Genomic DNA, 25,835 nt, shown 5'->3' on the forward strand with positions numbered 1-25,835 from the left:
CCAGAAATTATCACAAAGATACAATTTGAAATAAAAATTCCACTCTTTGAGCACTAAAACGATAAATCATGCTTTTTCTGCCCTATAAGAAAAAGTAAACGGATTATTTTTAAAATTGTGACTTTTAAATATTACTGTTTTCATATTGTTATCATCTCTATATATGGTCAATAAGCCTAACAGTAAATAGCGATTCAATAAAGGATGGTTTTGAGTATTACTTTTTTATATATAAAACTCATGACCCTTTCTCCATAAAATGAAGATTTCACATCTCAAATCTCATCATAACTGCAGGTAGTTCTGGAAACGGCGGGAGAAAATGAACAGCGGATCATTAACCGGAAGCAAAGACGCTGACGAGTACTCATGGGACAGGATGAAAGAGAAAGAAGGAGTTCCTCCAAAGAGTACAGAAGGAGTGAATATTCTTCTCGGTGATCCCAGGAAAGCCGTTGTCAAACTTTCAATTCCTATTATAGTTGCCATGTCTGTCCAGACTATATACAGTCTTACTGATACCTTCTGGGTTTCCGGGCTTGGAGCTGATGCCCTGGCTGCTATTGGATTTGCTTTTCCATTTTATGTAATCCAGATGGCGCTTACTGGCGGACTAGGAGTCGGCGGAGGGGCTGCAATTTCTCGACGCATAGGAGCCAGGGATAAAGCAGGTGCGGATAATGTTGCAGTTCATACCCTCGTGATAATGCTCATCTTCACAGTTGCCCTTACAGTTCTTGGACTTGCGATTATAAAGGATCTTTTTATTTACAGTGGGGCTGGAAGAACGACAGGATTGGGAGTAGAATATGCCAGAGTGATTTTTGCAGGCAGTTTTGCTTTCTTTTTTACAAATATTGCGAATTCCATCCTGAGAAGTGAAGGAGATTCAAAAAGAGCTATGAGGTCCATGATTCTGGGTTCGGGTCTTAATATAGTGCTTGACCCCATTTTTATATATACCCTGGGGCTTGGGGTCGCAGGAGCAGCACTGGCTACAGTTATCTCTTTTGCCATCTCAGGACTGCTGATGTTCTACTGGTTTTTTATTAAAAAAGACACCTATATTTCTTTCAGGTTTCACTCTTTCAAATTCAACAAATTAATTGTCAGGGATATTTTCCGAGTAGGAATTCCCTCATCAATAGAACAGCTTGCTCTGGCACTGACCGCCCTTATAATGAACTTTGTTATTGCAGCCGTTGGTGGTACGGATGGAGTTGCAGTTTACGCAACAGCCTGGAGAGTAACAAGTATTGCAGTTTCTCCTCTTATAGGAGTTTCAATCGCTGTAGTCTCAATCAGTGGAGCTGCCTTTGGAGAGAAGGACTTTAAAAAAGCACAGAACACCCTTATATACGCAATTGAAGTCGGTTTTCTCGTAGAAATGATAATTGCCGCCATAGTGTATTTTTTTGCCCCAGACATTGCTGCTGTCTTTACACATACCGAAAATGCAGCCCATATAGCTCCTGAACTGACAAGACTCCTTAAAATTATGACGATTTTCTATCCAGTTGTAGCCTTCGGAATGCTCGCAGGTTCTCTCTTCCAGGGTGCAGGAAAGGGCACAAGCGCCCTTGCTGCTACTCTTCTGCGAAGTCTTGTGATGACTCTATTTTTTTCCTTACTTTTTGTGTTCGTACTCGACTGGGGGTTACTCGGAGTCTGGTGGGGACTGGTTGTGGGTACAGTAATCGGTTCAATTATTTCTTTTGTGTGGGTGCAGGTGTATTTGAGGTGTGTGATAAAAGAGGGGGCAGTAGGAGGAAAATGCTGAATGGATAATTATCTACAGATTTTTATGTGGAAGTAATTCATCAGGTGTTTTTGCGACTTTTTATTATAAGTTATATAAATAGATCCGTAGGTTTTGCCGCCTGATTTCATTCAGTATCTATTCAGTATCTATTCAGTACCCATTCAGTATCTATTCAGTATCCATTCAGTATCCATTCAGTATCCATTCAGTATCCATTCAGCACCCATTCAGTACCCATTCAGTACCCATTCAGTATCGTTTTTCAGAGTTCCAGGTTCGAAAGATATATTCTATTTTAAGTTTATCTTTACAATGAAGCTCACCTAACCGTAAGAAGCTATTGATTTTTAAACATAAATCCCTTTTTCTAGCAGCTTGGAATTTTCCTATCGGTTTGGGAAATCTGGTATGATGGTTAATATGGGAAACAGAACTTTCCACTAAGTAAGGATTCGTAAAAAGAGCTACTTTTAGAGAGAAACTATCCTGTAGCATATCCTGTAGTCCATAACTTATAGGCTCATGTTTTGTATAGGTTCATATCTTGTAGCATATCCTGTAGATCCATATCCTGTAGGTCCATACCCTGTAAGTTCATACCTTGTAGGTTTGGGTTTTTATGTTGAGGATTATCTCCTCACGAGAAGTACAAGGAGCTTTGACTGTGCCCACTTTTATAAGAAAGGCCAAAGATAGCAAATGTGAAACCGAGAAAATCTTTGATTATACACCGATGCCTAACGCTTAAATAGGCCTTAATTACAAATCATAAAATATAAATAAAACCGGTTCATTTTTAGTTTGAAATCTAACAGTAAGAAACTGAATAGTAAGTAAAAACGGTCACAATTCGGATGATAAGGTACAATTAAAGCTCAGTCAAACTCAAGAAAATTCGTAAAATCCATTAGGACAGCAGATTCAATTAAGAAACACCTCGCAAATAAGTCTACTGGATAAGGAACTTCAAGGAAAAAGACCTCTAATGGCTACTATCCTGCCTTTATCATCCGAATATTGACTGCAAATAAAACTGCAAAAAACCCTGACTGTGATATCAATGAAGGAAGAGAAGATAAAAGAAACAGTAAAACTCCAGTTTGAGATAATCAATCTGTTTCAAAAAAATTTTGCTAAAATTTTTCACAAACCAGGGGAGAGTCCTTATAACCTCAATAAAAATCAGAATAGAGCAATTATGATTATTGGGTCAATAGACAACATTATGCCTACAACCCTGGGAAAATGTCTTGATCTTCAGAAGGGAAGCTTGACAAGTATGATCGATGCTCTGGAAAGAGAAGGGCTTGTTTGCAGGAAAAAAGACCCCCAGGATAGGAGAAAAACCCTTATTTCTCTCACCGAAAATGGAATAGCTTACAGAGACTGGTTCATGGGAGAACTTGAAGAAAATGCTTCAGAGATTCTCAGAAAGCTGGACGAAGAGGACATCCTTGCATACAAGGAGAGCCTGCAAATAATGCTTGCAACGCTGAAGAAGCTTGATGACACAATTCGAACAAAAACAGTATCGTAAGGCTGCACTGGACATCGAACTTGCAAATATTTGTGCCGTTGCTTTTAACTTTATACTGCGATGTTGTGAAATCAATTAATGCAGCCACATGACTTAAAAGGACTGTCCGATAAAAAGGACTGCCCGATAATAATCAGTAATAAACGGACTTTTTTTCGATTTAAAGGTTTTAAACTCCTTTTTTTTGCCACTTTTTTCATTGTCTCATAACTCAAAGTTAAACTGTTGGACATATATTACGCATCAGAACAATTACATTTCTACATTTTAAGGCGAAAGTTGCTGACACTTTATTAGGAAAGCCAGTTCCATAAAGGAAAATCTAGATATTTAATAAAGAGAATACTGCATAAATCTAACTGTATGATTATAAATGTGAAAGGTTAATGTGTTCAACTTCACGTCCATAAACGAGTACTGTCAATGTATTCACCTTCACGTTCATAAACGAGTACTGTCAATGTATTCACCTTCACGTTCATAAACGAGTACTGTCAATGTATTCACCTTCACGTTCATAAACGAGTACTGGTATTAAGCTTATGTTCAAGCTGAGTTATGTTTTTAAAAGTCAGTTGAGTCATTGCGTTACTCTAATGATAATAAATGCAGATAGTATAACTAAGTTAGTAAAACACAGGCACTGAGCAAAAATGAAGATTAAAAAATATCAACTAATAGCCATACTCCTTGTAGCTATCTTAATAGCATTCATACCCCTCGTATCAGCAGCTCCTGCAGGAACATCCGAGTCCGCGGTAGTAGCAGCCACAAAAGGCTGGATTGGAGTTAAATCCGTGCATGGAGGTAACAGCAGATCGGGCATTGATTGCTCTCATTTAGTATATCAAGTATACAAGCAAACCGGAGCCAAAGACATAGTTTTCCAAACTGTGCCTAACATGAAAAAAAATGCATATTATGTTACTACAGCTTCTCCGAAGCCCGGTGATATAATTTTTTGGAAAAAAGACATTACTAAAAACAACAGGAACTACTGGCTTACCAGTCACGTGGGAATATACATAGGGAGTGGGCAGTTCATAGATACATCTTTTGAGACAAAGACAGTTAACACAGAAAGTGTTAGTGGCGTGTATCAGGAAGGAATGCCGTATTATGCGAGATGGAACCCTGGTGGAAGCGATGACACGGATAGCGATGAAACTCCTGATAATAATGATGTAAACGTGCCGGTTGCTGCATTCTCTATGTCTCCTACCTCTGGAAAAGCTCCGTTGAATGTAGCATTTACTGATAAAAGTACGGATGCAACTTCCTGGGCATGGAGTTTTGGAGACGGAAGTACTTCGATAGAGAAAAACCCAAAGCATACCTACTCTGAAGCAGGAAACTATAACGTTGTCCTGACTGTAAATAATGAAAAGGGCTCAAATTCAAAAACTCAAGAAGTAACTGTTCAGAGCGAACCAGTTCCGGAAAAAGTGGATCCTGTAGCGAACTTTAGTGCAGATACCACGAGTGGCCCTGCTCCTCTTTCTGTGCAATTTACAGATCTATCGCAAAATGCGAACGAATGGAACTGGGATTTTGGAGACGGAGAAACTTCAACCGAGCAGAGCCCGGACTATACTTATTTCTCAGCAGGAAACTATACTGTTATCCTGACCGTAAATAATGAAAATGGCTCGAGCTCGAAAACCCTGAATATAAATGTTGAGGGAGAGCCGGATCAAGAAGAAACCCTTCCTGTAGCGGATTTTGATGCAGATACCACGAGCGGCAATGCACCTCTATATGTGCAATTTACAGATCTGTCGCAAAACGCAAACGAATGGCACTGGAATTTTGGAGACGGAAATACTTCAACCGAGCAGGAGCCGTTGTACATATATTCTTCAGCCGGAAACTATGATGTTAACCTGACAGTAGTTAATGAAAACAAAACGTCCTCGAAAATCACTACAATAAACGTACTGGAAGAAAGCAATTCAAGCGACAGCAACAGTAATAGTGACACTATCGGCAACAGTGACAGTAACAGCGAAAGTGATAGCAACAGCGACAGCGATAGTAATAGCGAAAGCGACAGTAGCAGTGATAGTGATAGTGGCCGTGACAGCAATAGTGGAGGACACAGCCACAAGAGCGGAGGTAGCAGTGGTGGCATTGGTGGGTCCCCCGAACCAGCCAGTAATGTCCAGGTAAAAGAAAATTTACAGAACTTTATTGCCAGTGGAAAGGATGTGAATTTTAATTTTACTAATAACGTAACCTGTGTTGAATCGATAACATTCAGATCAACAAAAACCGTAGGAAAGACCACTACAATAGTAGAGGAACTGAAAAATAAGTCAAGCCTGGTTTCCAAGCTTCCTGAAGGTATTGTCTACAAATCATTCAATATATGGGTTGGAAACGGCGGTTATGGCAACTCAAAGAATATTGAGAGTTCATCGGTCAATTTTAAAGTTAATACATCATGGGTAAACGAGAATAACATAAACAAGTCCTCAATTCTACTTGATTGGTACGATGACGAGAAAAAAGAATGGATACAACTGCCAGTAAATCTAACAGGTGAAGATGACCAGTTCTTGCATTTCACAGCAAATGTGCCTGGCTACTCTTCCTTCGCAATAACAGGCACAAAGGACGAAGGCAACACAATAAATGCAGAGCCTGCTCAAACAGCCGTAAATAGCACTACAGGCAGTAATGCAGGCAATACTGCAAGCATTAGTGAAGGTAGTAACGCAAGCAATAACTCAAGCAGCAGTACAAACACTATTGAAAATAATGTCACTGAAGAAAGTACAAAATCTCCGGGATTTAGTATAATCAGCGGCGTTGTATGTTTATTCTGTGTTTTCTTGTATAGAAGTAAGAAAAGATAAAACAGAGTAAATTGTAGTAAGACAGTGAGGGTTACTGATCTGATCTGACAAGCGAGTAAATTTACTTATCGCAGTTAGGTTGGAAAAACTACCCTCTGGCCACTATTTTTAGATTACTATAATTTTCTGAATTTTATTTTTCTAAAGTATTATTTTCCGATTATTATTTTCTGAATTATGATTTTCTGAATTATTATTTTCTGAATTATGATTTTCCGAGTATTATTTTTTAGAGTAATACTTTTCCAGATCAGATCCAGCTTTTTGAAAATATTACACTGAATCAATACATTTTTTGTAAGAAAAGACTGAAATGGAATTTGGAAAACTTTAGAGGAGAGACTTTGAAACTTAAAATTGATACGTCCAAACGCATTGAACTGGTTGATATCACTTCACAAGTTCAGGAAGAAATAAGGAAAAGCGAAATATCTGAAGGCATATGCCTTATCAGCACACGACATACCACTGCAGGCATCATAATAAATGAGAATGAAAACGGACTGAAAGACGACATTCTCAATCTTTTAAACAAACTGGTCCCTGCCGATGCAGGGTACAGGCACGACCGCATAGATAACAATGCAGACTCCCATCTTAAAGCAGTACTGCTTGGAGCAAGCGAGGCCCTGCCTGTTTCGGAAGGAAAACTTGAGCTTGGGACCTGGCAGAGAATCTTTTTTGCCGAAATGGATGGGCCAAGAAGCAGGATAATTAATGTTACACTTTTAAGAGCTTAAAGCGAGAACAAGCAAACATAGAATAGATAAAATTGAGAATAAATCAAAAATACAATGATAGAAATCAAAAGAGTAGTGGAGAATCAAATAGATGATGAAAGAACTCAAAAAGATAGTAAGAATTCAAAAAGAATAGTGAAGAAAGTCCCTTAAAAAAGACTGGAAAGAGTAGTTCAGGGACTTTCCGGTTTATTGTCGAAGTCGTCCAGACGTGTCTGTTTTCGTATGCAGTTTTCTCCAGGGATTTCTACAGGATACTCGCCTGTGAGGCAGCCAAGGCACATGTCACTCCTATCGCATTCAAGAGCCCTCATAAGTCCGTCAATACTCAGATATCCGAGGGAATCCGCGTTAATAAGGCTTTCAACCTCTTTTACGGTTTTATAAGAAGCAATAAGTTCCTGCCGAGTAGCCATATCTATACCCAGATAGCAGGGAGCAATAATTGCAGGGCTCCCTACTCTTGAATGAATTTCTGACGCACCTGCCCTGCGGACCATATCTATAATCCGCCTTGAGGTTGTACCCCTGACAATACTGTCGTCAACCAGAACCACACGTTTGCCTTTGACATTATCCTGGATAGCATTCATTTTAAGTCGGACTGCGGTTTCACGCAGCTCCTGGCCAGGCAGGATAAATGTACGCCCTATATAACGGTTCTTCATCAGGCCTTCGAGGTATTTAGTGCCTGATTCCCTGGCATAGCCAATTGCCGAAGTAATCCCGGAGTCCGGAACAGGAGAAACAACATCAGCCTCTACCGGATGCTCTCTTGCAAGCTCCCTCCCGATATTTTCCCGCACTTTGTAGACCAGTTTTCCGTCAATAATAGAATCGGGTCTTGCAAAATAAATGAACTCAAACACACAGTGCGCAGGATGAGGCTCGTTTCCTATCTGATGACTCTCAAAGCCGTCGCCCGTAAAAACTATTACCTCACCTGGCCGTACATCCCTGATAAGGGTGCCATTAAGGGTATCAAGGGCTACGCTTTCCGAGAAGACTGCATATCCACAATCGACTTTCCCGAAACATAGCGGTTTAAGCCCAAGAGGGTCCCGCACAGCGTATATAGCGCCGTCGATATGGATAACAAGAGAATAGGAACCAACAAGTTTGCGCATGACATTCCGGATTGATTCTATAGGATCGTGTCTTATCAATTCTTTTACAAGAAGGTGGCCGATAACTTCGGTATCGGAATCACTGATAAAGATACGGCCTTCGCACTCCAGTTCGTCCTTGAGCGTTCTGGCATTAACCAGGTTCCCGTTATGGGCAATTGCAACTGCTCCTCCTTTGAAATTCAGGATAAAGGGCTGGCAGTTCTCGATTTTTGATCCTCCGGTAGTTGAGTAACGGACATGCCCTACTCCTACATTTCCGATCAGGTGCCCCAGAGAATCTTTGTTATACACATCAGGGACAAGACCCATGCCTTTAATGGAATGAGAGGATGTACCATCATATACCATTATGCCAGTGGATTCCTGTCCTCTGTGCTGGAGGGCATACAAGGCGTAATATAGCTTGAATGCGACAGTATTGGATTGTGGCCTGTCGCCTGGTAGAATTATGCCTGCTACGCCACATTCTTCTTTCAATTTTGACCTCCGATAAAGGTAAAAAATAGAGGAAGTGGATCAGACAGGTTTAATACTTGCACTTTGCCTGCCACTTGTAAGCTCTTATACGAGATGTTTTTCCAAAACCACATGAAGTACACTGTTTTGTATGCACGTTAAAAGAAACACTTCCACAGCGCCTGCATTTAGCATGTGTGCGTTTCTGCCTTTTTCCCATTGATGCCGTACCTTTACTCATTCTAAATCTCCTGATAAAATTAATTTGTTAGAGCAGTATTCGATAATCTGAAGCGATTCTGTTCATCTGAATTTAGTCTCTGTAGCCAGTAACAATAAGTCCTGGAGCTCACCGAGATTTAACGATAATAGATGAAGTGCTTGATATAGATTACGGAGATACGTATACCACGTTGTCACCGCGAATAACGACACTGCTAAACTTACTTACAACTTCTCCTTCTCTTAGTTCTTCAGCATTGTCAAGCACGAGGTTCATGTGAATATCGTATCCTTTCAGTTCGCCTCTAAACTCGCGTGCGCCTTTCAATCTAACGATTACAGGTGTATCCAGTGCGTTGTTCAAAATATCCAGAGGTCGGTTTGCCATCCTTACAGTCCCCTTAAAACATTATAAATCAAGTCATTATCTATATCAATATAAATAGTTAATCCAGATTTAAATTGATCGCCGCGTCTTAAATTCGATTATTTGAATCAAAGTCGCAAATACACTATATAAATGTATCGAAGAAATATGTCCATTTTTAAGTTACCGTATAAAAAAACCTGGTATAGAGCAGAAAAAATCTGATATCAAGCAAAAAAAATCTGGTATCAAGCAAAAAAAATCTGATATTAAGCGGAAAAAGCCTGATATTAAATGGAATAAATCTGATACCAACGAAATTTCCTTCAAGTACTCCCTGATAAAAGCGCAATACGAACGAGAACTTCTTAAGATAGGAAAAACCCTCCATGAGAAATAAAATATAGTTTAAAATTGTCGAACTTAAGCCATCTGTAAGATTTATATAAAGAATCTCCTCAGGACATTGCAAAATCTTCCTGGAAGGCACAATATTAAAATAACTAAACTTATTGCCTAAACTCATTGCCAGAAGAAAAAGTTCCTGGAATAACAGGGAAACCAATGAGAAAAGAGAGAAATCCATGACCGAAAAACCCTTAAAAGTGAAAACTCCAATCGTTCTGACTATTGCAGGCTCGGACTCAGGAGGAGGAGCCGGGATTGCTGCGGATCTGAAGACTTTTGCCGCTCTTGGAGTGCACGGGACCTGCGCTATTACATCGGTTACCGCACAGAATACTACCGGAGTGTTGAAAGCCTTTGACCTCACTCCTGAAACCGTAGCCAGTCAGATTGAAGCGGTCTGCACAGATATGGAGGTCAGGTGGGCAAAAAGCGGTATGCTTGCCTCATCGGAGATCGTAAGGGAAGTTGCAAAAGAAGTCAGGAAACATGAGCTTTCTCTTGTGCTGGACCCCGTTATAGCTGCTGAAGCAGGAGGGAACCTGCTGCGAAAAGAAGCTCTCTCTGTCCTTGCTGAAGAACTGCTGCCCTTCTGTAAGGTTACGACACCCAACGCGTCCGAAGCAGGTGCACTTGCTGGCATGACTGTCAAAACACCTGAAGACGCAAAAGTTGCAGCCAGGAAAATTGCAGACCTGGGTGTTGAAGCTGTCATTGTTACAGGAGGACATCTGGACGCCACGGACCTGATTTATGAGGCTGACTCTGAGACTTTTACCCGTGTTCCAGGCACTTTTGTTAAAGGAGGAACACACGGTACTGGCTGCACTTACTCTGCGGCAGTGACTGCCTTCTTAGCCTCAGGAGAGGACCTGGAAGGAGCTGCAAGGAAAGCAAAGAAATTCGTTGAACAGGCAATTCTCAGGAGTCGCCCTGCAGGCAGGGGAGTAAGTCCTGTAAACCAGCTTGGAGCAGTTCTGGAGGAAAAAGAACGCTATCTGGTTTTAAGAGAATTAAAAGACGCAGTCTCGATTCTTGAAGGCAGCCCTGATTTTTCAAAACTCATTCCCGAAGTAGGCTGTAACATCGGAATGGCTATTCCCGAGGCTGACAGCTACGAAGACATTGCAGCCGTTGAAGGCAGGATAGTAAGGCACAGAGGACGGGCAGTTTCTGTAGGCTGTGTGGATTTTGGGGCAAGTCGACATGTAGCAAGGATCATTCTCTCGTCACTTCGATATAATCCTGAAATAAGGGCAGCAATTAACGTAAAGTACTCCATGGAATTACTTGCAGCCTGTAAAGAAATGAAACTTGGAATTTCTTCTTTTGACAGGGCTGAAGAACCGGAAAACACCAGTACTATGGACTGGGGTACAGCCGAAGCAATCAAAAAGTACGGAAGTGTGCCGAAAGTCATCTATGATAAAGGTGGCTCAGGAAAAGAACCAATGATACGCCTGCTAGGGGGATGTGCCACTGAAGTGGCAAAACTTGCTGTGGAGCTTGCAGAAAAGATACAGTAAATCCGGTAAGAGAAAACTTGCTGCGGAGCTTGAAGAAAGATACTGTAAAAATCGGTTAGGAGTCAAGAATTTCAGGCATCGGCAAGTCATTCCAAATCATCGAAATTCTTAAAATCAAACTTTTATCAGAATTAAGTTATTTTATGGGAATCAAGTTTTAGTTCTGATGTTTTTACTTTTTGATTTCTGTCCGTAAAAGTATTTTTTTATTTTTGTAACTGGTAATTTTCTCTACTTAAGTCTATTTCGAATACTTTTCCTTTTTTTCAGTTTTTATTTTTGGTGTTTATCCTTTTTCATGCCTTATTTTTGCTTAGCAGCTTTCCTTTAAACACTTCACTCTATAAGGAAGTACATAAATGGAATGTAAATACCTTAACTGTAAAATAAATAACACTTATATACGTCGAAGTACGAATCTGTGCATAAACGAATGACGGAGAAAACCTATGGAACAGACCAAGATTATCCTTGATGAAAACGAAATGCCTAAGCAGTGGTATAATGTCCTTTCAGACTTCTCTTCTCCTATCGAGCCACCTCTCGATCCCAGAACCTGGGAACCTATAGGTCCTGAAGCTCTTGAACCGATTTTCCCCAAAAGTCTCATTAAACAGGAAATGAGCAGTGAGAGGTTTATTGATATTCCCGATGAGATACTTGAGATTTACAGGCTATGGAGACCCAGCCCACTTTACAGGGCTCACAGGCTGGAAAAGCTTCTCAAAACTCCTGCAAAAATATACTATAAAAACGAAGGGGTAAGCCCTGCAGGCAGCCATAAGACAAATACCTCAATTGCCCAGGCCTATTATAACATGAAAGAAGGAACCGAAAGGATCACAACCGAAACCGGTGCAGGGCAGTGGGGAAGTGCATTGTCTCTTGCCTGCAACTACTTTGATCTCGAATGTAAAGTCTATATGGTCCGTTCCAGTTATTACCAGAAACCTTATCGTAAATCCATGATGACAATCTGGGGAGGAAATGTTGTGCCCTCTCCGAGTGAAGACACCGAATTCGGGAGACAGACCCTGAAGGAGCAGCCAGAAACACCGGGAAGTCTGGGAATAGCAATCAGTGAAGCCGTAGAAGATGCAATCGAACACGATAGCACGAAATACTCTCTGGGAAGTGTCCTCAACCATGTTATGCTCCATCAGACAGTAATCGGGGCTGAATGCAAGAAACAACTTGAGAAGGTTGACACCTATCCTGACATAGTTATAGGCTGCTGCGGAGGAGGAAGTAACCTTGCAGGAGTATCCCTTGAGTTTATTAAAGACAGGCTTGAAGGAAAGCGTAATCCGAGAGTAATCGCAGTCGAACCCTCGGCCTGTCCGTCCCTGACTGAAGGAGAATACAGATACGACTTTGGGGACACAGCCGAAATGACCCCGCTTCTAAAAATGTATACTCTGGACCACAAGTATGTGCCTCCTGCCATCCATGCAGGCGGGCTACGCTATCACGGAGCCTCTCCAATTATAAGTAAACTCTGTGCTGAAGGGCTTATTGAAGCTGTTTCATATGATCAGTACCCGGTGTTTGATGCTGCGGTTCAATTCGCACGGACCGAGGGTATAGTCCCTGCTCCGGAGTCTTCCCATGCTATCCGCTGCGCAATCGATGAAGCTCTCAAATGCAAACAAACCGGAGAAGAAAAAACAATACTTTTCAACCTCAGTGGACACGGGCATTTCGATATGAGTTCTTATGACAAGTATTTCAACAAGGAACTTGTCTGAAACAACTGAAAAAATATAAGTAAGGGTAGGATTCAGCAGGGTGCCTTAAAGGCATCCTGACAATTATTAAACTACACCGCTAAAGCACTGCTACATAGAAAGACATTATGAAAACTGCATCTGTGCAGACTAGTCAGTAGAGTAAAGATGCTCTATGAAACATTAAGTTACCCAAAATACTCCAGAATGGCTGGGCCTCAAGAATAGTTAACAATAATCAGTAATCAGTAATCAATAATCAGTAATCAGTAATCAACAATCAGTAATCAGTAATCAACAATCAGTAATCAACAATCAGTAATCAACAATCAATAAATTAATAGCCAGGCTAGATGTCAGATTTGCCTACATAAGTATAAATAGTAAAAGCTTTTCTTAATAATCTCCACTTTCAAGAGATAAAGAGATATTGTTTTAAATTATTTGTCTTTGTCCATATATAGTCAAATTTGAGAACAGTCCAGTAGATCCTGAATTTGAACTAGTCCTTTTGAGCACAACTGTTGTGCCGCAACCGTTGCGCCGGTTGATCACGCCGATAGGGTTAGGGGATAAGGTTGTCAAATCTAAACGTTATCAGGGGTTTTCGGTCAAGCCTTTTTTGAAAAGGCTTGCGTTCAAACCTTTTTGAAAAGGCTTGCAAGCGATTTTTTGAAAAGGCTTGCAAGCAAGTGTCTTTTTGAAAAAAAGTATAGTTGAACTTATATATAAAAGACCTGCAGAAGACGGACAGAGATAAGTTCTTATTCCAAATTTTTTTTGTTTAGAACGTAAGAAATCATTTCAGGACTAAGTTTGCTTTCATATGCTATTTTCTCTGCGATTTTTTCATCGGAAATACCCTCAGCTTTCATGTTTCTTATTTTTGAAATTATTGAATCAGGAACAGTATAGTACTCATGAATGTCTTTTCTATGTCCCCATACATCTCCTTCCACAAGTTGAACCTTTTGCATTTCCAGAAACATCTCTATGGCTCTTGAAACTGTTTTTCTGTATGATTTTGGAAGCTGAATTATCTCCAGTTTCGGACAGGTCTCAACAAGCAGGAAAATGTCTTTATTTGATGGCCTGAATGCAAAGTGAACGATTTTTTCATTTGGATTCAGTGACAGAATTTCATTTCTTGAACTGATGACTCTTATTTTCATTATAGATCCCCCGACCCAAAACTTAATTAAAGAATCAATAAAATAAGTTACACTACTTTATTTAAATAATCTTCTGTGTATACTCAGATATTTTTTCCTGTTTAATTGAGAGTACTAAAAAACGGGTATGTATGGGAAGCAGGAAAAAAGAGCCAAGAAAACAAAGAATTTTTCATATCTTGACATATGTAAATTAACTACAATGTTCTTACTAAATATAATAATTATGTTTTTATGGATATAATAAGAATGGAAAATAATACAGAAGAGATTGGAATAAAAACCAAGTTAAGATGTTGTTAATATTGTGTACAGAGTACAGAGAGCTTTAGAAAAAACTGGAATGAGTAAAGAACAAAAAGTCCCATAATAGCTGAGATGGAAACAAGGCATGAGAAATTAAGTAATAGGTAAGATGCAGTATAGATGCAGTATAGATTCATAATATGCAGTATAGATGCAGTATAGGTTCATAAGATGCAGTATAGGTTCTTGATTTGCCTTCAAACAAAAATGAAAGTATATATTTTCCAAACTGCAAAATATAAGAACAATTTGAGAAAAGTATAGATTAGATGGAAGTTCCAGTCCGGAATTCCATCCTGAAAAGAGAGTTCAAACTCTAAAAGCTTTAGAAAACGAAAGAATTAACCGATTAATCCATAATTCTTTTGCTCAGAATATAAAGGATCATATCCGAATTTAATTTACTTTCTCTCGAAAGCTTTTCAGCGATAACCTCATTGGTAAACCGGTCGGCTTTTAATTCCTGAATTTTCTCAAGAACGTTCTGAGATACATTATAATATTCGTTTATGTCTTTTCTGTGTCCCCATACATCTCCTTCCAGAAGATTTATCTTCTGCATCTCCAGGAACATTTCAATTGACTTGGAAACTGTCCTTCTGTAAGATTTAGGAAGCTGTATAGCTTCAATTTTAGGGCATGTTTCTGCAAGCATGAATACGTCCTTGTTAGATGGTCTGAAAGCAAGGTGGATAACCTTTTCATTCGGGTTCAGGGTAGGAATTTCCTCCCGTGAACTAACTACTCTTATCTTCATACTATCCCCACTCCTTATTTAACAATTAGATTTTCATTTATTTAAAAATCAAATTTTGTTTACGCATTTACATTTTAAATACATATCGATTAGCTAATATATTATTTAGAGGGTTTATACCCAAAACGAGTTCTTATAGCATCAGCATGTGCCTGTAGACCCTCTTCCTCGGCTAATGCGATTACAGTTTCTTTCAGACTTTCAAGCCCACTCTTGCTGATTCTCTGAATACTTGAGTATTTAATAAAATGATTTATATTCAGACCTGAGTAAACTCTGGCGTATCCGGATGTAGGAAGCACGTGATTTGTCCCTGAGGCATAATCCCCAACAGGAACAGGAGAATAGTTTCCTATAAAAATCGATCCTGCATTTTTAATCCTGTCAAGTACGAAGTCAGGGTCCGATACCATTATCTCAAGGTGTTCGGGAGCAAACTTATTGCTAAAGCCAATACATTGTTCCAGGGAATCTGCAATAAGAATTGCGGCATTCTTAAGAGAAGCCTTTACAATGCTGCTTCTTGCAGTCTGTTCTGCCTGAACCAGAACCTCTTTGTTTACAGCTTCCGCCAGCGTATCCGAACTTGTGATGAGTATCGAGAGTGAATTCGGATCATGTTCGGCCTGTGCAATAATGTCCGAAGCTGCCATAACGGCATCTGCCGATTCATCTGCAATAATAAGTACCTCGCTTGGGCCTGCCGGAAAATCGATTTCCGCAACGTCCCTGATCTGCATTTTAGCAGACGTGACAAAAACATTTCCAGGCCCTACGATTTTATCCACTTTTGGAACCGTTTCTGTCCCATAAGCCATTGCCCCTATAGCCTGCGCGCCTCCGAGTTTGAAAACTTTATCCGCTCCAGCAACCTTTGCGGCAGCAAGTGTAAGCGGGTGCACGGAGCCATCCGGCCTTGGAGGCGTACAGACTATAACCTGCTCCACTCCTGCAACCCTGGCAGGGATTACAGTCATGAGCACAGTTGAAGGATAAGAAGCACGGCCTCCTGGAGCATACGCACCTACACTTTCCAGAGGCGTTGCCTTTTGACCCAGTACGATCCCTGGTTTGAGTTCCATAAACCAGATAGCTTCCGGAAGCTGAGCTTCATGGAAAGCCCTAATGTTTGCAGCTGCGGATTTGAGGTGATCCAGAAGCTCGGGACTTATGCTGGAGAGAGCCTGTTGAAGTTCCTCTTCACTCACCTCAAAGTTTGCAAGTTCAACTTTATCGAATTTAGCCGTATATTCCCTGAGCGCGGCGTCTCCTTTAGTACGCACATCCGAAAGCACAGCTGAAACAGTTTTCGCTACATCCTCTAGCCCGGACCCCCGGGAGAGCAATTTCTGCATTTCAACTTCCGAAACATCAGACAACTTTTTGAATAACATCATGACCATCTCTAAATGAACCTGACAGGACCTTATACAGGTTGAAACTGAACTGATATAAGTGCTGATCAAACCCGATATAAAACGACTCTACTACAAATTAATAGTCGGTAATCTGATACCTGAATAAATGGATAATTGGTTAATCTGACAACTGAATAACCAGAACCGATTGATCTGAGAAAGAATAACCAGATAATTGGTTAATCTGAGAACCAGTAACCAGGTAACTGATTAATTGATAGTTCAATCCCGTTATTTAACACTCGATAACCAGGTAATTGGTTAATCTGATAATTCAATCCCGTTATTTAACACCGGATAACCAGATAATCGGTTAACCTGATAATCCAATCCCATTAAATCTCTACCCTCATTTAATATTTTATCCCTTATTGGATCGGCCAACATAGAATAAAATTGTTAAGCAGACCAAAACTATCAAAAATATATAAGAGATGAAAATGGCAAATTCAATAATCGTTAATTGTCTTTTGCCCTGAAGAAGAACTTTTCTCAGGATGTTCAGACTCAACAATTTGAGGGACTGCATCCCTGCCCTCAATCTGCCTAAAAATCCGGTCTGCAATTTTCGGCCCGAGAAGAGCTGCTACTTTCTCAAGGTCAGCTCCTGCAAGCTCTGCTGAGGAACTGAAACCTGCCTCATAAAGTCTTCTTGCTCTCACGCGCCCTATACCTCTGATATCGAGCAGGTCCATAAGTTCGGGGGCTGCTCCGTAATGAATCCTTTTTTCAAGTTCTGTGGCTTCTTTTGCACCTTTCAGGTCAAGGAGCCCTGCAAGCTGAGCGGTAACATGCATTATCCATTCCGCAATATCCGCAATTGCATGAATGTCACCTTCCCCGGTACCGAACTTCAAGCAAATCTCATTTTCAGACTTTTCATGGACCCAGTCAAGCAGAAGGAGAGAAGTTTTGACTTCTCCCAGGAACCATTCATATTCTGTAGCGTCGAAAGAACTTGGCACCTTTACAAACTCGCTTGCATGAGCCATTACATAATCATTGATATCCTGATAATCATGGTTCCGCATGTATAGAAGGCGCATGTCAGGTGTGCTGCACACCAGATGAAGTAGGGTAAGCTCACTCAGGCTCTTTGCTTCTTTCAGGCCCTTTGCAATGCGAGCAGCTGAAAGAGGGTCGATATAGAGCCTTGAAACAAGTCTTCCGAAGCTTGTAGGAATAAGGGCATCGGTTTTTTCAAGCATTCCTTCCTGACGCAAAAAGTTAAGGCATTCGTTCACAACCGTGGAAAGCCCGAAGTTCGAGTATTGGAAAGCGAAAAACGTTGCCTCCAGAAAGTCAATTAGTTCATCATATGTCCTCGCAAAACCGTTGGAAATTGTAGAGAGCACATGAGTCCTGAGAGCATTTTCGGTTCCGAGTTTGGACCAGATATCTTCGGCTTCGGCCTTTATGTAGTTCTCAAAAAGGAAAACAAATTCATTATATGATTTTGCAACAAGTACCGCCTCTCCGTATGGATCAAGCCTTGGTCTGCCTGCCCTGCCTGCCATCTGTTTATACTCGAGCACAGGAATAGGCTGCATTCCGTCTTCAGAAGAATAACGCCGATAACTTCGTATAATTACACGTCGTGCAGGCAGGTTGAGTCCGGCTGCTAGAGTAGGCGTGCTTGAAATTAACTTGATCTTTCCAGCCCTGAAACCATCCTCTACAATTTCCCTTAAAGGCGTGGTAAGACCCGCATGATGAAAAGCTGTCCCCGAACGGACACAGGCTGCAAGGTTCGTTGAAGTATCAGTGTCACTGATTTCCAGGATTTCATCTGCGATTTCTGCAAGGATTTTCCTGTTTTCTGTAGAAAGTGTCTTTTTAACAGTTGAAGTCGCCTTTTTTGCAAAAGCCATACAATTTTTTCTACTGCTTTCGAAAACCAGGCACTGACCATCTTTTTTGAGAGTATCCAGCACAAGGTTCACGGCTTCATCTTTTGTGGACTGCTCAATACTTTTTTCCCTGTCTTCGCAGTAGAAAGTCCCATTAAAGAATACCCCTTCGAGGAGCTCGGTAGGTCTCCATTCACTTACTACAAGCTCGGCTTCCAGCCAGGCTGCAAGTTCATCGGCATTCCCGACAGTTGCAGACAGCGCCAGAATCTGGCAGGAAGGATTCATTTTCCGAAGCTTTGCAAGAGTGACCTCAAGCGTTGGACCCCTATCCGGTGAATCTATGAGGTGCACCTCATCTGCCACAACAACCGAAATTTCCTGCATCCAGATGGTTTCGTTTCTTAGCAGTGAATCGGTTTTCTCGGAGGTTGCCACAATAATGTCGTTTACTCCGAGTCCTTCATCCCGCAAGTCATAGTCACCTGTAGATATCCCGACCCGAATTCCAAGTTCCGAAAACTCCCTAAACCGCTTGAATTTTTCGGAAGCAAGAGCTCTGAGAGGTACGATATAGAGTGCCTTTCCTCCTGCTAAGATGGACTTCAACATTGCAAGTTCGGCAAGGAGTGTTTTCCCTGAAGCCGTTGGGATTGCAGCAAGCAGGTTTCTTCCTTCAAGCAACCCTTTTTCCACTGCTTCGGCCTGAGGAGGATAAAGTTCCAGAATTCCGGAATCGAGATAAAACCGTTTTACTTCATCGGGCAGATCGAGACTTTCTATCTTCATTGAAAATCAGAAACTCACACATTAGATAAAAAACTATTTTGGAATTGAATGCCAGTATCGAAAAAGGTAGTATATGCAGAAACCTCTTCAAAAGGTTCTGCAAAAAACCTGATTCCCTTATTAAGGGAACCTGATTTTTGACATTTTTCCGATTTTTAAGGTCTTTGAATATACCTTGTTCAGTATCATTTATTAAAGTAACCAATGAGAGTTTAATCACCTGCTGAGTAATAGTAATTTCCACTGTCTTTTTGTTCCCTGTCAAGCCGTGAGCCCAAGTTATTCACACGTGGACGCCTTGTTTCCTCATCTCTTCGGAAGGTTATGCCCAGGTTTTTCAGGAATCTGTTCATACCGTTTTCCATGCTAAACGGACCATGCGCCTCACCGTATACTGAAGGTTTGCCTTCAAAAACCATAAGTCGTTGACTCAACATGTCTATCATGTAGATATCGTGGTCTACGACAAGCGCTGTCTTCCCGTTGTTTTCGGCAAAGCGGTTGAGGACTTTCGTGACCATAGAACGCTGTTCCACGTCCAGATGGGCGCTGGGCTCGTCCAAAATATAAAGGTCGGCTTCATGAGTGAGGCAAGCTGCAATCGCAACTCTTTGCAGTTCTCCACCGCTAAGGTCTGTAAGAAGACTGTCATAGATCTTATCAAGCTGGAGTGGATTCGAAATTTCTACCTCGTAGTAGCTGGTACCAAAGTGTTTAGAGATCCCACGCAGGAAGTCCTGTACGCGCACAGGAATGTCGGCTTTAATATACTGAGGCTTGTAAGAGATTTTGACATCTATGCCTGGATCGCCCTCATCAGGTTTGATTTCCCCTGCAAGCACTTTTACGAAGGTTGACTTTCCTATCCCGTTAGGGCCCACTACTCCGAGCACCTCGCCTTCACGAAGACTCCCACCTGTAGCTTTGAGGGAGAAGCCGTCTCCAAACTTCTTTGAAAAACCATTAAAGGCAACCATAGACCTTAACTGGTAGTCTTCCCTTGGAGGATGGACTTCAAACTTGATGGCTTCAGGCCGTATCCTTATATTTTCTTCAGGGAGATAGCCTTTGAGATACTGGTTGATCCCAACACGTACGCTCTTTGGAAGAGTAACCACACCGAAAGCAGCAGGCTCTCCGTAGGCAATGTGAATGACATCAGTGAGCATATCCAGGATCGCAAGGTCATGCTCTACTACGAGCACAGCCCTATCCTTTGAGATATTCTGGATCAGGCGGGCGACGTTAATCCTCTGGTAGATGTCAAGGTAGGGACTAATTTCATCAAAGAAGTAGAACTGAGCATCCTTTGCCGCACATGCTGCTATTGCCACACGCTGCAGCTCTCCGCCGCTCAATTCCGAAATTTTCCTGTCGATTACGCTTTTTAAATCGAGATAGTCGATAAGCTCATCAAGGACTCCTCTCTCATCGGTTTTTTCTAGCAGTTCGGAGGTTTTTCCTTTGAAAGCTTTAGGGATAAGGTCCACGTACTGGGGTTTCTGGGAAACCCGAACTTTCCCGTCCACAACAGCTTTGAAGTAGTCATAAAGTGCAGTTCCGGAATAGTGTTCAAGCACAGTATCCCAATCACCTTTTTCCTGTCCGAAGTTAGGGATTAAAGCTCCTGAAAGAATCTGGACTGACGTACTTTTTCCTATCCCGTTAGGGCCGAGAATCCCTGTTACTTTTCCTATCCTTGGCACAGGTAGCCCGAAGAGGGCAAAACCGTTTGCTCCATACCTGTGAGTGGGTTCTGTCAGAGCTTCAGGAAGCCCTATGATCATTATGGCTTTAAAAGGACATTTGTTTACGCAAATTCCACAGCCTACACATAGTTCCTCGGAAATGACGGGCTTTCCGTCTTCCTCAAAAACAATAGTTTCGTCCCCTGTCCGGACCCTCGGGCAATATTTCTCGCACTCCTTACTGCACCGTCTGGGCTGACACCTATCTTTATTAAGTATAGCTATTCTCATGATAGTCCCCGAAAATTACGTTTTTCGTTAATTTGTTAAATAATATTAGATGAAGCACTTGCTATGATTTCAAACGTAACCGAAGTATAGCAATGTAATGTTTGCTATAGTAAAGAACGGTTATCCACGGCAAGGCAGTTGATAGTGTAATGTCAAGTATGTTAAGAGGATATTTCCATATATACAGCAGTCATTTGCCTAAAATACTTTACATTATATACAGCAGTTCATTTACGATATTTTGCATATACAGCAGTTTATTTACCTCAGATATTTTGCATATACAGCAGTTCATTTACATTAGATATTTTACAGATAGTGGTCACCGGTTATGAGATGCCTGCTCTAATATATGAACCGTTGGACTATTGCAGGCATAAAATACCAGTCATAAGGAGTTTAATGAAATAAAGGCCAGGTAGTACAGGAGTTGAGTAAATCAAAAAGGTGAAAATCTTGATAAAGACTGTATAAAAGGCCCTTAACTTTAAGAGCCTTTTTGTAGTTCAGGAAAGAAGAGTTTAGTTCAGGAGGAGAGTCCAGACGATAAGGAAGAAATCAATAACTATAAACTCTACATAGAACCAGTCCTTGAATTTGAACTCCTTTGTACTGATATTGAGTTGGGGATAAAAAATTTTCTGTATGTAGTATGTAATTCCAATGACAATAGTAAGTACAGCATACCAGATCCTGTCTTCTCCAGTCCCATACAGATAAAAACATAAAACTCCTGCGATTGTGCCAAGTAATGAGGCTACTATCGTCTTTATAATTCCATCCCTGTGCTCCTTTTGTTTTTCCTCAGGCGTCCTCTCCTTGATAAAACTTTTCTTCTCTGGAGTCTCAATCTTTGCTGCAGGAACTTCTGAAGTAGCCTCTGCTATTTTTGCAGGTTCCTTTCTGGACTTTGACTTCGGATTTTGCTTACTCAACCTTATACTCTCCTGAACGGTAATTAACATTCCCGAGATGTAATCGTAGTCAGGATCTAATCTCAGTTAAAAAATTAGACCTGAGTTATAAAATTTTGATTTGCAGATTTGAGATATCAGATTAAAACCATTATATTTAAATTAATAGAATGAAATTATTTATTAAGCTATGATAATTTGTGCTGAAATAAGATTCCTGGAACTATAATATGAAATTAAATCAATATGAAATTAAATCAATATGGAATTGAATCAATATGGAATTGAATCTATATGGAATTGAATCAATATGGAATTGAATCAATATGGAACTAAATCCTTGGAGTTGGTTTCTGATACAAGGCCCTCTAAATTGAATTCGGGATCAGTATTAAGACCTGATCTCACAGCTTTAAATAAATTCATTGCTTAAAACATTACCGATCTGATCTATAGATATCGAATCAATTCCTATCGAATTTAAATGTTTTGAAAATTTTGAAGGTCTATTCCCTCCTGGGTGATAGACAAGAGTAACTTCAGGGGAAAGTCTCCTGACCATATCTTCAAGTCCGCAAGCGTCAAGATGATCGCTTATCCTGATTGTTGGGTAAGGATAATCCATGCGGCAACTTAAAACATATTTTTTCATGTTCCAGGGCAACTTGTCAAGATTCCAGGGAGCAACTATGAAAACCCCGTCATCTTCTCCGGAATCAAGCCCTGCAAGTTCTCCGGCATCTTCAAGCATACTGCGGGTAAGAGCCCTTGTCCTTGCCTCCATACGGATGGCACCGTCATATCCGAAGCCTCTTATGAGTTCAACTGCGCGCTGAGCCTTTCCGAATTCATATGCCCCAAAGGCTACAGGCCCTTTTTCGAAAAGCGCAGATTTCATGCCTTCAAGGTCATCTGCAAAATGGCAGGAGGGATCTGCAGGGTCTCCGTAGTTAGCTTCAGTGATAAGGACGTCACACGGAGGAAGGCTGCTTGCATCTTTGACATCGCCTGTAACCAGAATCCTTGTCCCTACATCGTTTTCCCAGTAAAAAGCACTCGCGCCTGCGGTGTGTTCCGTAGGAAATGTCTTTACCTTTGTTCCTTCTATATCGATTTCATCCCCAAGCTTACACATGCTGCCTGCATATTTTCTGTCGTGCCTGATTTCAAGAGCCATTGCTGTCTTTTCAGAACAAAAGGCATTAGGAGAGAGCATAGCCGATTTTCCGTAATGGTCAGAGTGAGCATGAGTTATAAGATAAGCATCAGGCTGGATATGTTTTCCAACCGTCCTGGTGGTATCAATAGAAAAAGTACGCAAGTCCCCGGCATTGTCCCTGAACCGAAGTGAGATATGCGGTTTAAATGTCCCGCGGGAATTACGCTGCCTGAGCGCCAGCACACCAAGATCAATCAGTTTTTTAGAAATCACGCAAATCCTTGAGGAAATAATACTTAAGGTATTTAAGGTTAGGGAAATAGTGGAGATTCAAAATGTACGATCGTCCGGTATTACAGTGTGAATATTACCATAATTAATATTCGGTATGACATGATTGTGTTTTTGTACAAGGGATTTAAGTCAGCTCCGTTTGCACTGAGGTTCAGAACAGAAAAAGAACTCTTTTTACGAGCATTTGAGAATAATGTCAACCAGAGAATAATGTCAACCAGGGAATAGAGAACAACCAGAGAATAGAGAACAACCAGAGAATAGAGAACAACCAAAGTCAAGTATTTCATAAAATCATTTGGAAGTTAAGCATTCCATAAAATCATTTGGAAAAGATATCACAAACGAAATTATTGTGAGTTACGCCGCTGAAGAAATCGCAAAACTTGTTTTCCAGTTAGTGTTGACAGCAACTTCGACAGCAACCCTGGGAATTCCAATTCCTCTCCAGAGTATAAATCTTTGAAAAAATATAGGAAAATAATTAATAAATAAGAAAATCCTCTTAAAAAGCGGATCTCAATTATATTTTCAGGGTTTCTTACTTTTTCCGGACATAAGTCTTCTCTAGTAGAAGATTTAAGCCGGAGATCAGATCGCGAAAACGCGAAAAGTTCAACGCCTTTGCGGTTTAATCTCCAGTGAAACACATCTTGTAGCGTATTTTTCCGGTTGAAACTCAGGCAGTGGATTCCTTAGTTATGATATAAGCGACCATTTCAGGGTTAAGCATATTTTCCCTTGAAACTTTTGCTTCAATATCCTCAGTGGATATACCTTCGGATTTCATTTCCTTTATTTTTTCAGTCACTGAGGAAGGAATGGTATAGTACTCGTTTATATCTTTTCTGTGGCCCCAGACGTCCCCTTCAATGAGCTGGATTCTCTGCATCTCAAGGAACATCTCTATGGACTTTGAAACTGTAGCCATATAGGATTTTGGCAACTGAATTACTTCGATTTTTGGGCAGGTCTCAACCAGGCCCAAAACATCCTTGTTCGATGGCCTGAAGGCCAGGTGAACAACGCGCTCGTTCGGGTTAAGTGTAAAGATTTCTTCTCTGGAACTAACCACTCGGATCTTCATGTTTTTCTCATCTCACTTTGAATTTTTTTACGTTTTTACATTGATATAACTAAGATATACTGACTATAAATATTTATCCCATTGAACTAACATTATTTAGATAGTATTATGAGTTTTCAGTTTAAGAAACATTTTTTTAATTGAAATTTCTCAGATAACTCATATAATTAATTTATACAAACTTATTCAATTATTATTACTTTTATGGAGTTTTAGAATTTTTCAGCCAGGAGTTTCAGGGACTTACTTTTCACAGAAAGAGAATAGACATGTATAGTTCATCTGCTACTGTTTCTTTATTCAATACGAATTTACTGAACCTCTATAAAGAAGTTAAGAATAGCTATGCGGTTTAATATGAAAACCAGAAAACGAAGGTATTAAATTCCATCATTTTTCCATTTAGATCCTATATTATAAAAATAAGTTTTATATACAGTATTAATAAATATGTTCAGTTCGGAAAAGTACTGAGAAAAAAGTACTGAGTAATACGGGCAGTAAAACTTTTTCCGTTTTAGGAATTATAGAAAAAGTCCAAAAAATAGACGACCAGGGATACGAAAAAGGACACTTCCGGACTTGTGGAACATACAAAAACAGATACGGAAAAAGATAGCCCCAGGTTTATGGAACCCTGGGCGATCTTTGTCAGAAAAGCTGAGGGTTAGAGGATCTTATCGAGTTCCGACGCCAGTACACTACCCTGGGTAACTCCCATGAAGCGTTTCACCTCAGTCCCGTCTCCTTTCTGAATAATCAGAGTTGGAACCGCATGTATGCCGTATTTGGAGGCCATATCCTGGTTTTCATCCACATCGACAACCTTAAAATCAACCTTATCCCCGTACTTTTTCTCAAGCTCTTCAAGAATCGGTTTTTGCATCCTGCAAGGTCCACACCATGTTGCGGAAAAGTCCAATAACATTGGTTTCATAAAATCACCTTTATATTTTTGAAATGTCTGAGACTTTCTTTATTTTTGTTTAATCCACTCCGGAAAGCATACCGAAGAGTCGTACATATACTAGCCTCAATGGTCTGTGCGACAAAGCTACCGGAAGCCCAATCCTGATGGCAGGCGACATGAAAGCTGGGTTTACCAAATACAGGGTCGGGATTCAATAATTATATATTATCTTCGATAATGTGAAATAGTTTTCCGTATATCCAGTTGTTTCTTCCAGCTTCATACTTCCCTCTACTGAGAATAAGTCCGCAGGTTGTACCCTGGAACCTTAAGGTGAACTATTTCCATATCGAAGTGCAATAATAGTCTTATATTGATCGCTGCATTTATATTTCTATCGTGTATGATCTCGCAAAAGATAAGACTGATACCGTCCATTGATACCAGGTTAGAACTGAGATAGTCGCAAT

The 25,835-nt window shown here is 40.6% G+C and carries 18 protein-coding genes and 1 pseudogene; 7 read left to right on the forward strand and 12 right to left on the reverse strand.

Features of this window, described 5'->3' with window-relative positions; translation table 11 throughout:
• The first annotated feature begins 322 nt into the window (after positions 1-322).
• From MSBR3_RS07855 to MSBR3_RS07870, 4 genes are all read left to right on the forward strand, one after another.
• The gene (locus MSBR3_RS07855; protein WP_080942244.1) at positions 323-1,780 is read left to right on the forward strand and encodes an MATE family efflux transporter; all 1,458 of its coding nucleotides are present in this window, start codon (positions 323-325) and stop codon (positions 1,778-1,780) included.
• 1,042 nt (positions 1,781-2,822) lie between these two features.
• Positions 2,823-3,299 carry a MarR family winged helix-turn-helix transcriptional regulator gene (locus MSBR3_RS07860; RefSeq protein WP_048107430.1) on the forward strand — a complete coding sequence of 159 codons (477 nt, stop codon included), beginning with the start codon at positions 2,823-2,825 and terminating at the stop codon, positions 3,297-3,299.
• 653 nt (positions 3,300-3,952) lie between these two features.
• The gene (locus MSBR3_RS07865; protein ID WP_052723326.1) at positions 3,953-6,157 is read left to right on the forward strand and encodes a PGF-pre-PGF domain-containing protein; all 2,205 of its coding nucleotides are present in this window, start codon (positions 3,953-3,955) and stop codon (positions 6,155-6,157) included.
• A gap of 344 nt (positions 6,158-6,501) precedes the next feature.
• Entirely contained in the window at positions 6,502-6,897 is a 396-nt protein-coding gene (locus MSBR3_RS07870; protein WP_048107431.1) for a secondary thiamine-phosphate synthase enzyme YjbQ, read from the forward strand.
• A gap of 173 nt (positions 6,898-7,070) precedes the next feature.
• On the opposite strand, the gene purF is transcribed toward MSBR3_RS07870, so the two are convergent.
• From purF to MSBR3_RS07880, 3 genes are all read right to left on the reverse strand, one after another.
• A complete protein-coding gene (gene purF, locus MSBR3_RS07875) occupies positions 7,071-8,504 on the reverse strand; it encodes an amidophosphoribosyltransferase (protein WP_048107432.1) in 1,434 nt (477 codons plus the stop codon).
• Between the two features lie 49 nt (positions 8,505-8,553).
• Positions 8,554-8,724, reverse strand: a complete 171-nt coding sequence (locus MSBR3_RS19380) for a 50S ribosomal protein L37e (RefSeq protein WP_080942245.1) — start codon at positions 8,722-8,724, stop codon at positions 8,554-8,556.
• A gap of 150 nt (positions 8,725-8,874) precedes the next feature.
• Positions 8,875-9,093, reverse strand: coding sequence for an LSm family protein (locus tag MSBR3_RS07880; RefSeq protein WP_011032293.1), 219 nt, complete (start codon positions 9,091-9,093; stop codon positions 8,875-8,877).
• Between the two features lie 563 nt (positions 9,094-9,656).
• On the opposite strand from MSBR3_RS07880, the gene thiD reads away from it, so the two are divergent.
• Positions 9,657-11,003, forward strand: a complete 1,347-nt coding sequence (gene thiD, locus MSBR3_RS07890; RefSeq protein WP_048107434.1) for a bifunctional hydroxymethylpyrimidine kinase/phosphomethylpyrimidine kinase — start codon at positions 9,657-9,659, stop codon at positions 11,001-11,003.
• Positions 11,004-11,452: 449 nt separating this feature from the next.
• A complete protein-coding gene (locus MSBR3_RS07895) occupies positions 11,453-12,751 on the forward strand; it encodes a TrpB-like pyridoxal phosphate-dependent enzyme (RefSeq protein ID WP_048107435.1) in 1,299 nt (432 codons plus the stop codon).
• Between the two features lie 743 nt (positions 12,752-13,494).
• Here MSBR3_RS07895 and MSBR3_RS07900 read toward each other — a convergent pair.
• The 7 genes from MSBR3_RS07900 to MSBR3_RS07930 form a co-directional block, all read right to left on the reverse strand.
• Positions 13,495-13,902, reverse strand: coding sequence for a DUF1699 family protein (locus MSBR3_RS07900; protein ID WP_048107436.1), 408 nt, complete (start codon positions 13,900-13,902; stop codon positions 13,495-13,497).
• Between the two features lie 655 nt (positions 13,903-14,557).
• On the reverse strand, positions 14,558-14,965 hold the full coding sequence (locus tag MSBR3_RS07905) for a DUF1699 family protein (RefSeq protein WP_048107437.1): 408 nt from the start codon (positions 14,963-14,965) through the stop codon (positions 14,558-14,560).
• A gap of 101 nt (positions 14,966-15,066) precedes the next feature.
• On the reverse strand, positions 15,067-16,368 hold the full coding sequence (hisD, locus tag MSBR3_RS07910; RefSeq protein WP_048107438.1) for a histidinol dehydrogenase: 1,302 nt from the start codon (positions 16,366-16,368) through the stop codon (positions 15,067-15,069).
• Positions 16,369-16,832: 464 nt separating this feature from the next.
• Entirely contained in the window at positions 16,833-19,022 is a 2,190-nt protein-coding gene (locus MSBR3_RS07915; RefSeq protein WP_048107439.1) for an ATP-dependent DNA helicase, read from the reverse strand.
• Positions 19,023-19,234: 212 nt separating this feature from the next.
• The gene (locus tag MSBR3_RS07920; protein WP_048107440.1) at positions 19,235-21,001 is read right to left on the reverse strand and encodes a ribosome biogenesis/translation initiation ATPase RLI; all 1,767 of its coding nucleotides are present in this window, start codon (positions 20,999-21,001) and stop codon (positions 19,235-19,237) included.
• A 521-nt stretch (positions 21,002-21,522) separates the two neighbouring features.
• Positions 21,523-21,936: an EMC6-like membrane protein gene (locus MSBR3_RS07925; protein WP_048107441.1), complete on the reverse strand. Its 414-nt coding sequence runs from the start codon at positions 21,934-21,936 to the stop codon at positions 21,523-21,525.
• 391 nt (positions 21,937-22,327) lie between these two features.
• Positions 22,328-23,347, reverse strand: coding sequence for an MBL fold metallo-hydrolase (locus MSBR3_RS07930; protein WP_048107442.1), 1,020 nt, complete (start codon positions 23,345-23,347; stop codon positions 22,328-22,330).
• Between the two features lie 319 nt (positions 23,348-23,666).
• Here MSBR3_RS07930 and MSBR3_RS20170 point away from each other — a divergent pair, with 319 nt between their 5' ends.
• Positions 23,667-23,834, forward strand: coding sequence for a hypothetical protein (locus MSBR3_RS20170; RefSeq protein WP_155396758.1), 168 nt, complete (start codon positions 23,667-23,669; stop codon positions 23,832-23,834).
• Positions 23,835-24,047: 213 nt separating this feature from the next.
• Here the strand turns inward: MSBR3_RS20170 and MSBR3_RS07935 are convergent, their stop codons facing one another.
• Together MSBR3_RS07935 and MSBR3_RS07940 are read right to left on the reverse strand one after the other, a co-directional pair.
• Positions 24,048-24,455 carry a DUF1699 family protein gene (locus tag MSBR3_RS07935; protein ID WP_048107443.1) on the reverse strand — a complete coding sequence of 136 codons (408 nt, stop codon included), beginning with the start codon at positions 24,453-24,455 and terminating at the stop codon, positions 24,048-24,050.
• Positions 24,456-25,122: 667 nt separating this feature from the next.
• Positions 25,123-25,410, reverse strand: a pseudogene (locus MSBR3_RS07940) (thioredoxin family protein); the annotation flags it as partial.
• Positions 25,411-25,835 lie beyond the last annotated feature (425 nt).

This window comes from Methanosarcina barkeri 3 (genome assembly GCF_000970305.1).
Taxonomy (GTDB): domain Archaea; phylum Halobacteriota; class Methanosarcinia; order Methanosarcinales; family Methanosarcinaceae; genus Methanosarcina; species Methanosarcina barkeri_A.

Bases quoted from the DNA above. Each gene is read 5' to 3' on its own strand.
- MSBR3_RS07865 (WP_052723326.1), top strand. From the start codon at position 3,953: ATGAAGATTAAAAAATATCAACTAATAGCCATACTCCTTGTAGCTATC.
- MSBR3_RS07935 (WP_048107443.1), bottom strand. From the start codon at position 24,455: ATGAAGATCCGAGTGGTTAGTTCCAGAGAAGAAATCTTTACACTTAAC.
- MSBR3_RS07895 (WP_048107435.1), top strand. From the start codon at position 11,453: ATGGAACAGACCAAGATTATCCTTGATGAAAACGAAATGCCTAAGCAG.
- MSBR3_RS07905 (WP_048107437.1), bottom strand. From the start codon at position 14,965: ATGAAGATAAGAGTAGTTAGTTCACGGGAGGAAATTCCTACCCTGAAC.
- MSBR3_RS07915 (WP_048107439.1), bottom strand. From the start codon at position 19,022: ATGAAGATAGAAAGTCTCGATCTGCCCGATGAAGTAAAACGGTTTTAT.
- MSBR3_RS07900 (WP_048107436.1), bottom strand. From the start codon at position 13,902: ATGAAAATAAGAGTCATCAGTTCAAGAAATGAAATTCTGTCACTGAAT.
- MSBR3_RS19380 (WP_080942245.1), bottom strand. From the start codon at position 8,724: ATGAGTAAAGGTACGGCATCAATGGGAAAAAGGCAGAAACGCACACAT.
- hisD (WP_048107438.1), bottom strand. From the start codon at position 16,368: ATGGTCATGATGTTATTCAAAAAGTTGTCTGATGTTTCGGAAGTTGAA.
- MSBR3_RS07880 (WP_011032293.1), bottom strand. From the start codon at position 9,093: ATGGCAAACCGACCTCTGGATATTTTGAACAACGCACTGGATACACCT.
- thiD (WP_048107434.1), top strand. From the start codon at position 9,657: ATGACCGAAAAACCCTTAAAAGTGAAAACTCCAATCGTTCTGACTATT.
- MSBR3_RS07920 (WP_048107440.1), bottom strand. From the start codon at position 21,001: ATGAGAATAGCTATACTTAATAAAGATAGGTGTCAGCCCAGACGGTGC.
- MSBR3_RS07855 (WP_080942244.1), top strand. From the start codon at position 323: ATGAACAGCGGATCATTAACCGGAAGCAAAGACGCTGACGAGTACTCA.
- MSBR3_RS07860 (WP_048107430.1), top strand. From the start codon at position 2,823: ATGAAGGAAGAGAAGATAAAAGAAACAGTAAAACTCCAGTTTGAGATA.